Source organism: Xanthomonas sp. SHU 308 (genome assembly GCF_000364645.1).
In the GTDB taxonomy this organism is placed as follows: Bacteria; Pseudomonadota; Gammaproteobacteria; order Xanthomonadales; family Xanthomonadaceae; genus Xanthomonas_A; species Xanthomonas_A sontii.
Genome location: NZ_AQOK01000779.1, coordinates 1 through 11,659, shown reverse-complemented (window position 1 = coordinate 11,659; position 11,659 = coordinate 1). Strand labels below are relative to the sequence as shown.

Below are 11,659 nucleotides of genomic sequence, written 5' to 3'. Positions count from 1 at the left end.
CCTCTCCCTCCGGGAGAGGGGTTGGGGTGAGGGTGCGGGCGAAGCCTCGCGAACTGTCGATGCCATTCGCTCGGCCTCATCTCTCTAGGCTTCGCTCGTACCCTCATCCGCCCCTTCGGGGCACCTTCTCCCGGAGGGAGAAGGGAACAGCCGTGCGCCCTCTTTCTATGAGGACCCGATCACCCACGCTTCCAGCGTACGCCCTGCGGCGTGTCCTCCAGGACAATGCCGGCGTCGGCCAGTTCCTGGCGGATGGCGTCGGCGCGGGCGAAGTCGCGGGCCTTCTTGGCGTCGCTGCGGGCGTCGATCAGCGCCTGGATGCGGGCGTCGTCGTCGCTGCCGGCGCCCTGGAACCAGACCTGCGGATCCTGCTGCAGCAGCCCCAGGGCCAGGCCGGCGCCGAGCAGGCGGCCCTTGGCCTGGCGCAGCGTGTCCGCACGTTGCGTGGCGTCGGCGGGGTCGGAGCCGCCGGCCGGCGCCGCCTCGCGCAGTGCCTGTCGCGCCTGGGTCGCCAGGCTCGACAGCACCGACAGCGCCAGCGGCGTATTGAGGTCGTCGTCGAGGGCCTCTTCGATTTCGGCCGGAATGACGGCCTCGGCGTCGATGGCCTGCAGATCGCGCAGCGTTCCGTACAGGCCGTCGAGCCGGGCCACCTGGGCCTGGATCAGGGCGTCGGACCAGTCCAGCGGCTGCCGATAGTGGGCACTGAGCAGTGCGCAGCGCAGCGCCTCGGGCGGATGCCGCTCGATCAGATCGTGCACGGTCTCGATGTTGCCCAGCGACTTGCTCATCTTGGCGCCGCTGAAGGTCAGCATGCCGTTGTGCAGCCAGACGCGGGCGAAGGTGGCGCCGCCGTGGGCGCATTCGCTCTGCGCGATCTCGTTCTCATGGTGCGGGAACTGCAGGTCGACGCCGCCGGCATGAATGTCGATGGTCTCGCCCAGGTGCGCGGCGGCCATCGCCGAGCACTCGATGTGCCAGCCGGGGCGGCCGCGGCCCCATGGCGAGTCCCAGCCCGGCAGGTCGTCGCTGGAGGGCTTCCACAGCACGAAGTCGCCCGGGTCGCGCTTGTACGGGGCGACCTCGACGCGGGCGCCGGCCAGCATCTCCTCCGGGTCGCGCCGCGACAGCTTGCCGTAATCGGCGAAGCTGGCCACCGCGAACAGCACGTGGCCCTCGGCGGCATAGGCATGGCCGCCGGCGATCAGCCGCTCGATCATCGCCACGATGTGCGGGATGTGCGCGGTGGCCGCCGGCTCGATGTCCGGCGGGGTCACGCCCAGCGCGGCCATGTCCTGGCGGTAGATGGCCGCGAAGCGGTCGGTGATGGCCGAGATCGGCACGCCCTGCGCCTGCGCGGCGGCGTTGATCTTGTCGTCCACGTCGGTGATGTTGCGGGCGTAGCGCAGCTTGCCGTAGCGGCGTCGCAGCAGTGCCGCCAGCACGTCGAACACCACCGGGCCGCGGGCGTTGCCGATGTGCGCGTAGTTGTAGACGGTGGGGCCGCAGACGTAGAGCGTCGGGCCGGCCACCGGATCGAGCGGTTCGAAGGCGTCGACCCGGCGGGTCAGGTTGTTGTGCAGGCGCAGGCTCATCGGCATCGGCGGTGGGGAAACCGTCCGATTCTACCGGCAGCCGCCGCCAGGCGGGCGCGCCGCGCGCCTGTCGGCTCGCGTTCAGCCCGACGCAAGCCGCCATGCCTACACTCATTGGTCTGCCCTTGCGAAGCTGCTGCCGATGCGCCCGAACCCGTTGTTGCCGCTGGTCGGCATCCTTGCCTGCGCCGCCGCGCCGGCCTGGGCGCAGGACTCCGAGGCGCGCAACCGGGTGGTGGTGATCGAGAACGTCAAGCTGGACTACGCCCAGGTCCTGAACGTGGAGCCGGTCTACCAGACCCTGCGCGCCACCCGCACCGAGCAGCAATGCGATCCGGCCCCCGCGCCGGCCCCGGCAGCGCCGGCGCCCAAGCCGGCCGAGGACGACAGCCGCTTGAACCGGCTGATGGATTCGGTGAAGGACATCTTCAGCCGCCGCCACGAGGAGCCAGCCCCGGCGGCTGCGCCGGCCGCGGCGCCGCAGGGCGGACGCAACTGCCGGATGGTCGAGGTCGGCCGCGAGTTCCGCCGGCCCATCGCCTACGATGTGGACTATGTCTACAAGGGCACCAAGTACCGCTCGCGGCTGCCCGAGGATCCGGGCAACCGCCTGCGTATCCGCGTCTCGGTGGCGCCGTACGTGCCCGACGCGGTGGTGGTGCCCCCGCGCTGAGCGCCGCGCGCGCTTGCGCCTGTGGCGTGCGCGTGCGAGGATGCGCGCCGATGAAAGTGAACCTGCCACAGCACGATCTCAGCGCCGCACGCATGGCCTCGGGCATGACGTCGCGCGCGCGTCGACCGGAATCCCACATTCTCGCTGGGTAACCGGAGCGTCGTGCCGTTCGTTCTGAAAACCCAGCCCGAGGCTGGGTTTTTTCGTTTTCATCGGCCGGAAAAGTTTCACCCGTAAAGAACCTCCCTGTAGAACGCCTCGCGCGTCCCCGCGTCCCCACCGCTGCAAAGGATCGATCGATGTCTCTGAAGCACTTCTTGAACACCCAGGACTGGAGCCGCGCCGAGCTCGACGCGCTGCTGACCCAGGCGGCGCTGTTCAAGCGCAACCGCCTCGGCAGCGAGCTGAAGGGCAAGTCGATCGCGCTGGTGTTCTTCAACCCGTCCATGCGCACCCGCACCAGCTTCGAGCTGGGCGCGTTCCAGTTGGGCGGCCACGCGGTGGTGCTGCAGCCGGGCAAGGACGCGTGGCCGATCGAGTTCGACCTGGGCACGGTGATGGACGGCGACACCGAAGAGCACATCGCCGAGGTGGCGCGGGTGCTGGGTCGCTATGTGGACCTGATCGGCGTGCGCGCGTTCCCGAAGTTCGTCGACTGGGCCAAGGACCGCGAGGACGTGGTGCTGAAGAGCTTCGCCAAGTACTCGCCGGTGCCGGTGATCAACATGGAGACCATCACCCATCCGTGCCAGGAACTGGCGCATGCGCTGGCGCTGCAGGAGCACTTCGGCACCCGCGACCTGCGCGGCAAGAAGTACGTGCTGACCTGGACCTACCATCCCAAGCCGCTGAACACCGCGGTGGCCAATTCCGCACTGACCATCGCCACCCGCCTGGGCATGGACGTGACCCTGCTGTGCCCGACCCCCGACTACGTGCTCGACGAGCGCTACATGGGTTGGGCCGCGCAGAACGTGGCCGAGAGCGGCGGTTCGCTGAGCGTCAGCCACGACATCGACAGCGCCTACGCCGGCGCCGACGTGGTCTATGCCAAGAGCTGGGGCGCGCTGCCGTTCTTCGGCAACTGGGGCCCGGAGAAGCCGATCCGCGACCAGTACCAGCACTTCATCGTCGACGAACGCAAGATGGCGCTGACCAACAACGGCGTGTTCTCGCACTGCCTGCCGCTGCGCCGCAACGTCAAGGCCACCGACGCGGTGATGGATTCGCCCAACTGCATCGCCATCGACGAGGCCGAGAACCGCCTGCATGTGCAGAAGGCGATCATGGCGGCGCTTGCGTCGCAAGCGGGAATCGGGAATCGGGAATAGAGAATCGGTACAGCAACAGCGTTAGCCCCCACTTTTACGCGTGATAAGGAAACAACCATGAGCACCGCTTCCACCAATCCCGACTCCCCAATCCCGAATCCCGGCCGCAAGGACATCGTCCTCGCCTTCTCCGGCGGTCTCGACACCAGCTTCTGCATTCCCTACCTGCAGGCCAAGGGGTATGCGGTGCACACCGTGTTCGCCGACACCGGCGGCGTGGATGCCGAGGAGCGCGACTTCATCGAGAAGCGCGCCGCGGAACTGGGCGCGGCCAGCCACGTCACCGTCGATGGCGGCCCGGCGATCTGGGCCGGCTTCGTCAAGCCGTTCGTGTGGGCCGGCGAGGGCTACCAGGGCCAGTACCCGCTGCTGGTGTCCGACCGCTACCTGATCGTCGATGCCGCGCTCAAGCGCGCCGAGGAACTGGGCACCAAGACCATCGCGCACGGCTGCACCGGCATGGGCAACGATCAGGTGCGCTTCGACCTGGCGGTCAAGGCGCTGGGCGACTACGAGATCGTCGCCCCGATCCGCGAGATCCAGAAGGAACACACCCAGACCCGCGCCTACGAGCAGAAGTACCTGGAGGAGCGCGGCTTCGGCGTGCGCGCCAAGCAGCAGGCCTACACCATCAACGAGAACCTGCTCGGCCTGACCATGTCCGGCGGCGAGATCGACCGCTGGGAAGCGCCGGGCGAGGGCGCCCGCGGCTGGTGCGCGCCGCGCAGCGCGTGGCCGACCGAGCCGCTGACGGTGAAGCTGAAGTTCGTGCACGGCGAGGCGGTCGAACTCGACGGCAAGGCGCTGCAGGGCGAACAGATCCTGGCCAGGCTCAACAAGCTGTTCGCGCCCTACGGCGTGGGCCGTGGCGTGTACACCGGCGACACCGTGATCGGCCTGAAGGGACGCATCGTGTTCGAGGCGCCGGGCCTGGTGGCGCTGCTGGCCGCGCACCGCGCGCTGGAGGATGCGGTGCTGACCAAGCAGCAGAACCGCTTCAAGCCGGATGTGGCGCGCAAGTGGGTGGAGCTGGTCTATGAAGGCTTCTACCACGACCCGCTGAAGACCGACCTGGAAGCCTTCCTGAAGTCGTCGCAGGCCATGGTCAACGGCGAAGTGACGCTGGAGACCCGCGGCGGCCGCGTCGACGCGGTGGCGGTGAAGTCGCCGCACCTGCTCAACGCCAAGGGCGCGACCTACGCGCAGTCGGCGGACTGGGGCGTGGCCGAGGCCGAGGGCTTCATCAAGCTGTTTGGGATGAGTTCGACGCTGTACGCGCAGGTCAACCGCTGACGCGTAAAGCCCCTCTCCCTTCGGGAGAGGGGTTGGGGTGAGGGTCCGGGCGAAGCCTCGCACTAGTTGGTTGCGCGAGCTTCGCCAGGATCTTCACCTGCTGGCGCGATTGGCTTCACCAGGCTTCGCTCGTACCCTCATCCGCCCCTGCGGGGCACCTTCTCCCGAGGGGAGAAGGACCTGTCTGATGGACCTCATGCACGCACTGCGCATCAGCACCGACAAGCAGGAACTGGATCTGCCGTTGATCCATCGCTTCCTAAGCGAGCAGGCCTATTGGAGCCTGGGCATCCCGCTGGACACGGTGCAGCGGGCGATCGCCGGTTCGCTGTGCTTCGGCGGCCATCTCGATGGCGTCGGGCAGGTGGCGTTCGCCCGGGTGATCACCGACGGCGCGACCTTCGCCTATCTCGCCGACGTGTTCGTGCTCGACGCCCACCGCGGCCGCGGCTACGGCAAGCAGTTGGTGACGGCGGTGATGGCCCACCCGCAGCTGCAAGGCCTGCGTCGCTTCATGCTCGCCACCTCCGATGCGCATGCGCTGTACGCCCAGTATGGGTTCGCCGCGCCGGCGCGGCCGCAGTCGTTGATGGAAATCGCCTATCCCGATCTCTACCGCACCAGCACCACGGCAGCCTGACACACCATGACCGATCTGCTCGAATCCACCCTGACCCACCTGAAAGAACTGGTGTCCTTCGACACCCGCAATCCGCCTCGGGCGATCGGCACCGATGGCATCTTCGACTACCTCCGTGCGCAGCTGCCCGGCTTCGCGGTGGAGGTGATCGACCACGGCGCCGGCGCGGTCAGCCTGTACGCGGTACGCGGCACGCCGAAGTACCTGTTCAACGTGCACCTGGACACGGTGCCGGATTCGCCGCACTGGAGCGCCGATCCGCACGTCATGCGGCGCCTGGACGATCGCGTGGTCGGCCTGGGCGTGTGCGACATCAAGGGCGCGGCGGCAGCGCTGCTGGCCGCGGCCAATGCCGGCGACGGCGATGCCGCGTTCCTGTTCTCCAGCGACGAGGAAGCCAACGACCCGCGCTGCATCGCCGCGTTCCTGGCCCGCGGCATCGCCTACGAGGCGGTGCTGGTGGCCGAGCCGACCATGAGCGAGGCGGTGCTGGCGCATCGCGGCATCAGTTCGGTGCTGATGCGCTTCGCCGGCCGCGCCGGGCATGCCTCCGGCAAGCAGGATGCCGCGGCCAGCGCCCTGCATCAGGCGATGCGCTGGGGCGGCCGTGCGCTGGACCACGTCGAGTCGCTGGCGCATGCGCGCTTCGGCGGGCTGACCGGGCTGCGCTTCAACATCGGCCGGGTCGAGGGCGGGATCAAGGCCAACATGATCGCGCCGGCGGCGGAGCTGCGCTTCGGTTTCCGGCCGCTGCCGTCGATGGACGTGGACGCGTTGCTGGCGACCTTCGCCGGCTTCGCCGAGCCTGCCGCGGCGCATTTCGAGGAGACCTTCCGCGGGCCCAGCCTGCCGTCGGGAGACATTGCGCGCGCCGAGGACAAGCGCCTGGCCGCGCGCGACGTCGCCGATGCGCTGGAGCTGCCGATCGGCAACGCGGTGGACTTCTGGACCGAGGCCTCGCTGTTCTCCGCCGGCGGCTACACCGCGCTGGTCTACGGCCCGGGCGACATCGCCCAGGCGCATACCGCCGACGAGTTCGTGACGCTGGAGCAACTGCAGCGTTACGCCGCCTCGGTGCACCGCATCATCAACGGCGCGCGCTGAGCCGCGCGCCTTTCCACGTCGCACGGACCGATCCTGCGATCGGCCCCACCCTGGATTCCTTCGGACATCGCCCCACGCCATGCACGCCAACCGCCAAACCCGCCAGACCATCGTGCGCCTGCTCTCGAGCATGGCCAGCGCGAAGGAGATCAGCCAGTACCTCAAGCGCTTCTCGCAACTGGACGCCAAGCGCTTCGCCGTGGTCAAGGTCGGCGGCGCGGTGCTGCGCGACGACCTGGAGGCGCTGACTTCCTCGCTGTCGTTTCTGCAGGAAGTGGGCCTGACCCCGATCGTGCTGCACGGCGCCGGCCCGCAGCTGGACGCGGAGCTGTCCGCCGCCGGCATCGAGAAGCAGACCGTCAACGGCCTGCGGGTGACCTCGCCGGAAGCGCTGGCGATCGTGCGCCGGGTGTTCCAGGCTTCCAACCTAAAGCTGGTCGAGGCGCTGCAGCAGAACGGCGCGCGCGCCACCTCGATCACCGGCGGCGTGTTCGAGGCGCAGTACCTGGACCGCGATACCTACGGGCTGGTCGGCGAGGTCACCGCGGTGAACCTGGCACCGATCGAGGCCAGCCTGCAGGCCGGCTCGATCCCGGTCATCACCAGCCTGGGCGAGACCCCCAGCGGCCAGATCCTCAATATCAACGCCGATTTCGCCGCCAACGAACTGGTGCAGGAGCTGCAGCCGTACAAGATCATCTTCCTTACCGGCACCGGCGGTCTGCTCGACGAGAAGGGCACGGTGATCGATTCGATCAACCTGTCCACCGAGTACGACCACCTGATCGCGCAGCCGTGGATCCATGGCGGCATGAAGGTCAAGATCGAGCAGATCAAGGACCTGCTGGACCGGCTGCCGCTGGAGTCGTCGGTGTCGATCACGCGCCCGGCCGACCTGGCCAAGGAACTGTTCACCCACAAGGGCTCGGGCACCCTGGTGCGGCGCGGCGAGAAGGTGCTGCGCGCCACGGCGTGGAGCGAGCTGGACCTGCCGCGGCTGAAGACCCTGATCGAATCCAGTTTCGGCCGCACCCTGGTGCCGGATTATTTCGACACCACCAAGCTGCTGCGCGCCTACGTCAGCGAGAACTACCGCACCGCGGTGATCCTCACCGACGAGGGCGGCTACACCTACCTGGACAAGTTCGCCGTGCTCGACGACGCGCAGGGCGAGGGCCTGGGCCGCGCGGTGTGGAACGTGATGCGCGAGGAGACGCCGCAGCTGTTCTGGCGCTCGCGCCACAACAACCAGGTCAACATCTTCTACTACGCCGAGTCCGACGGCTGCTTCAAGCAGGAGAAGTGGAAGGTGTTCTGGTACGGCCTGGAGACCTTCGAGCAGATCCAGCACTGCGTGGCGCACTGCGCCACGCGCACGCCGACCCTGCAGGGTTGAGCGGAATCGTCCAGAGAACCCAGGCCATGTCCAGCATCGATCCCGAGCTTCCCGAATCCTGGCGCCAGGTGCCGACGCTGCGCGGCCGCCACGTCAGCCTGGAGCCGCTGCAGGCGGCGCACGCCGAGGGCTTGCGCAACGCCGTACGCGGCAGCGGCCTGGAGGCGCTGTGGTACACCAACGTGCCAGCGCCGGAGCGGGTGGACGCCTACGTCGCTGCCGCGCTGGAGGTGCAGGCGCTGGGCCGGGTGCTGCCGTTCGTGGTGCGCGATGCGCAGGGCGAGATCGTCGGCAGCACGCGTTTCTACGGCCTGGATCCGCAGGTGCCGACGCTGTCGATCGGCTACACCTGGTATGCGCCGCGGGTGCAGCGCAGCGGCCTGAACACCGAGGCCAAGCTGTTGCTGCTTGGCCACGCCTTCGAATCGCTGGGCTGCCTCAGCGTGGTGTTCGAGACCAGTTGGTTCAACCATGCCTCGCGCACCGCGATCGCGCGGCTGGGGGCCAAGCAGGACGGCGTGCTGCGCAACCACAAGCGCCACGCCGACGGCACCCCGCGCGACACCGTCATCTTCTCCATCATCGATACGGAATGGGCCGGGGTGAAACGCCACCTGCAGTTCCGCCTGGATTCGCACGCATGAACACTCCCGTTTATTCCATCGGCATCGTCGGCGCCCGTGGCCACACCGGCGCCGAACTGATCCGCCTGATCGCCGCGCATCCGCAGTTGCGGCTGGCCTTCCTGTCCTCGCGCGAGCTGGACGGGCAGCGCGTCGATGCGCACCACGACGCTTACGAAGGCGAGTTGCGCTACGAGAATCTCGACCCGGACGCGGTGGCGGCCAAGCGCGCCGACGTGGTGGTGCTGGCGCTGCCCAACGGCAAGGCCGCGCCCTATGTGGCGGCGCTGGATGCGGCGGTCGCCGCCGGCGCGCCCGACCCGATCGTGGTCGATCTGTCCGCGGACTACCGCTTCGATCCGGCCTGGTACTACGGCCTGCCGGAACTGACCCGCGCAGGCTATGCCGGGCAGCGCCGTATCAGCAACCCGGGCTGCTACGCCACCGCGATGCAGCTGGCGATCGCGCCGCTGCGCGAGCAGCTCGCCGGGCCGCCGCAGTGTTTCGGCGTGTCCGGCTATTCCGGTGCCGGCACCACGCTGTCGGACAAGAACAACCCGGCGCTGCTGCACGACAACCTGATGCCGTACGCGTTGACCGACCACATGCACGAGCGCGAGGTGTCCGCGCAGCTCGGCGTGCCGGTGGAATTCATGCCGCACGTGGCGCCGCATTTCCGCGGCATCACCATGACCGTGAACCTGTGGCTGCAGCAGCCGCTCAAGCTGGATGCGGTGCAGCAGCTGTATCGCACGCGCTATGCCGGTGAGCCGCTGATCGAGGTGATCGACGAGGCACCCTGGGTCAGCCGCATCGCCGGCCGCCACGGCGTGCAGCTCGGCGGCTTCACCCTGGCCCCGGGCAACAAGCGGCTGGTGCTGGTGGCCACGCTCGACAACCTGCTCAAGGGCGCCGCGACGCAGGCGATGCAGAACCTCAACCTGGCGCTGGGCGTTGACGAACTGACCTCGATCCCGCGGATGGACACGCCGTAGTAGGGCGCCACCGCAGCGCGGCATCCATCACCGCCGCAGCGCGCCGCTTCCCGAATCCCCAATCCCCAATCCCCATTCCCCAATCCCGGCTCTCCAATGACCAACCTCCTCTGGCAGAAACCCGGCGTCGCCGTCGACACGCAGATCCAGGCCTTCCTGGCCGGCGACGACGTGCTCCTGGACCGCGAGTTCTTCCTTCACGACATCGCCGCCAGCGGCGCGCACGCCGAAGGCCTGCAGCGCATCGGCATCCTGTCCGCCGACGAACTGGCCGGGCTGCAGCGCGAGCTGGCGGTGCTGGCAGAGGATTTCCGTAGCGGCGCGTTCGTGCTGGATGCGCGCTTCGAGGACGGCCACTCGGCGATCGAGGCGCGGCTGACCGAACGCCTGGGCGATGCCGGGCGCAAGATCCACACCGGACGCAGCCGCAACGACCAGATCCTGGTGGCCACCCGGCTGTGGCTGAAGGACAGGCTGGCGCGGCTGGCGCAACTGAGCGCGGAGATCGCCAAGGTGGCGCTGGACCGCGCGCAGGCCGAGCGCGACCTGCCGGTGCCCGGCTACACCCACATCCAGCGCGCCGTGGTGTCCTCCGCGGGCATGTGGTGGGCGGGCTGGGCCGAGGCCTTCCTCGACGATGCCGTCCGCGCCCGCGATACCCTGCGCCTGGTCGACTGCAACCCGCTGGGCACCGCCGCCGGCTACGGCGTCAACCTGCCGCTGGACCGCGCCCACACCACCGCCGCGCTGGGCTTCGCGCGGCTGCAGGTCAGCCCGATCTACGCGCAGCTCTCGCGCGGCAAGTTCGAGATGGCCGCGCTGGAAGCGCTGGGCAGCGCCACCCTGGACCTGCGCCGCCTGGCCTGGGACCTGTCGCTGTTCACCAGCGGCGAATTCGGCTTCGTCGCGCTGCCGGCGCAGTACACTACCGGCAGTTCGATCATGCCCAACAAGCGCAACCCCGACGTGATCGAACTGATGCGCGCCACCCACGCCAGCGTGGCCGCGGCGCGTACCGAGATCGAACAGTTGTTGTCGCTGCCGTCCGGTTATCACCGCGACCTGCAGAGCAGCAAGGGCGCGATCTTCCACGGCTTCGGCCGCGGCTTGGCCGCGCTGGAATTGCTGCCGGCGTTGCTGGCCAACCTGGAGTGGCGTGAGGACAGGCTGCGCGCGGCGATCGATTCGGGGATGTACGCCACCGACGTGGCGGTGGAAGCCGCGGTGGCCGGCGTGCCGTTCCGCGAGGCCTACCAGGCCGCCGCCGCATCCGCCGACAGCGCAGGGCAGGGGCGCACGCCGGAAGGCAGCCTGGCCGCGCGGGTCTCGCCGGGCGCCGCCGCCGATCTGCGCCTGGACGAGCTGCAGGCGCGTTGGCAGGCGCTGGAGGCTTGATTGCCTGTGGGAGGGCTTCAGCCGCGACGCCTCGGCGCTAACGCGTCGGGGCTGAAGCCCCTCCCACAAAAAGCGTTCGCTGCGACGCCGAACATGCAAACCGATTGCAGAAGGAACACCGTACGATGAAGCACTACCTGGTCCTGGCGATGCGCAAACCGAGCTTCGACGAGCGCGTGGTCGCGCCGCATCAGGCCTTCCTCGACGACCTGCGCGCACGCGGCCTGCTGGCGCTGACCGGCGGCTTCAGCGACCGCAGCGGCGGCGCCTACCTGCTGCAGGGCGTGGACGACCTAGCGCAGGCGCAGGCGATCGTCGCCGCCGATCCGCTGGCGATCCACGGCAGCTCCGACCTCACCGTCTACGAATGGAACACGCGCTGATCCCATGACCTCGCGGACGCCATCGCCCTTCGTCGAACAACGCCTGCCGCCGTGGCGGCGCGCGGTGCTCAAGGTCGGCAGCAGCCTGCTGGCCGCCGACGGCGGCGGGCTGACCCCGCGCTTCGCGCTGGGCCTGGCGCAGTTCGTCTCGGCCAACTTGGCGGCCGGGCGCGAACTGGTGATCGTGTCCTCCGGCGCGGTCGCCGCGGGCCGTGCCATCGTGCCCAAGGC

Annotated in this window: 11 protein-coding genes and 1 pseudogene; 11 read left to right on the top strand and 1 reads right to left on the bottom strand. The window is 69.0% G+C overall.

The features are described from left to right. Window positions 1-179: 179 nt before the first annotated feature. Window positions 180-1,595: a cysteine--tRNA ligase gene (gene cysS, locus D588_RS0120360; protein WP_017917312.1), complete on the bottom strand. Its 1,416-nt coding sequence runs from the start codon at window positions 1,593-1,595 to the stop codon at window positions 180-182. A gap of 142 nt (window positions 1,596-1,737) precedes the next feature. Here cysS and D588_RS0120355 point away from each other — a divergent pair, with 142 nt between their 5' ends. The 11 genes and pseudogenes from D588_RS0120355 to D588_RS25735 form a co-directional block, all read left to right on the top strand. Then, on the top strand, window positions 1,738-2,268 hold the full coding sequence (locus tag D588_RS0120355; RefSeq protein ID WP_017917311.1) for a hypothetical protein: 531 nt from the start codon (window positions 1,738-1,740) through the stop codon (window positions 2,266-2,268). A 299-nt stretch (window positions 2,269-2,567) separates the two neighbouring features. Further along, complete coding sequence (locus D588_RS0120350) at window positions 2,568-3,599, top strand: N-acetylornithine carbamoyltransferase (protein ID WP_026143935.1); 1,032 nt, start codon at window positions 2,568-2,570, stop codon at window positions 3,597-3,599. Between the two features lie 57 nt (window positions 3,600-3,656). Then, window positions 3,657-4,892: an argininosuccinate synthase gene (locus D588_RS0120345; protein WP_017917309.1), complete on the top strand. Its 1,236-nt coding sequence runs from the start codon at window positions 3,657-3,659 to the stop codon at window positions 4,890-4,892. A 187-nt stretch (window positions 4,893-5,079) separates the two neighbouring features. Next, window positions 5,080-5,532, top strand: a complete 453-nt coding sequence (locus D588_RS0120340; RefSeq protein ID WP_017917308.1) for a GNAT family N-acetyltransferase — start codon at window positions 5,080-5,082, stop codon at window positions 5,530-5,532. 6 nt (window positions 5,533-5,538) lie between these two features. Further along, window positions 5,539-6,636: an acetylornithine deacetylase gene (locus D588_RS0120335; RefSeq protein ID WP_017917307.1), complete on the top strand. Its 1,098-nt coding sequence runs from the start codon at window positions 5,539-5,541 to the stop codon at window positions 6,634-6,636. Between the two features lie 79 nt (window positions 6,637-6,715). Continuing rightward, window positions 6,716-8,032: an acetylglutamate kinase gene (locus D588_RS0120330; protein ID WP_017917306.1), complete on the top strand. Its 1,317-nt coding sequence runs from the start codon at window positions 6,716-6,718 to the stop codon at window positions 8,030-8,032. 26 nt (window positions 8,033-8,058) lie between these two features. Then, window positions 8,059-8,676, top strand: coding sequence for a GNAT family protein (locus D588_RS0120325; RefSeq protein ID WP_017917305.1), 618 nt, complete (start codon window positions 8,059-8,061; stop codon window positions 8,674-8,676). Further along, window positions 8,673-9,650, top strand: a complete 978-nt coding sequence (gene argC / locus D588_RS0120320; protein ID WP_017917304.1) for an N-acetyl-gamma-glutamyl-phosphate reductase — start codon at window positions 8,673-8,675, stop codon at window positions 9,648-9,650. The genes D588_RS0120325 and argC overlap by 4 nt, the downstream gene beginning before the upstream one ends. Window positions 9,651-9,746: 96 nt before the next feature. After that, complete coding sequence (gene argH, locus D588_RS0120315; protein WP_017917303.1) at window positions 9,747-11,045, top strand: argininosuccinate lyase; 1,299 nt, start codon at window positions 9,747-9,749, stop codon at window positions 11,043-11,045. A gap of 125 nt (window positions 11,046-11,170) precedes the next feature. Then, window positions 11,171-11,428: a YciI family protein gene (locus tag D588_RS0120310; RefSeq protein ID WP_017917302.1), complete on the top strand. Its 258-nt coding sequence runs from the start codon at window positions 11,171-11,173 to the stop codon at window positions 11,426-11,428. Window positions 11,429-11,432: 4 nt separating this feature from the next. Beyond that, window positions 11,433-11,659, top strand: a pseudogene (locus tag D588_RS25735) (glutamate 5-kinase); the annotation flags it as partial.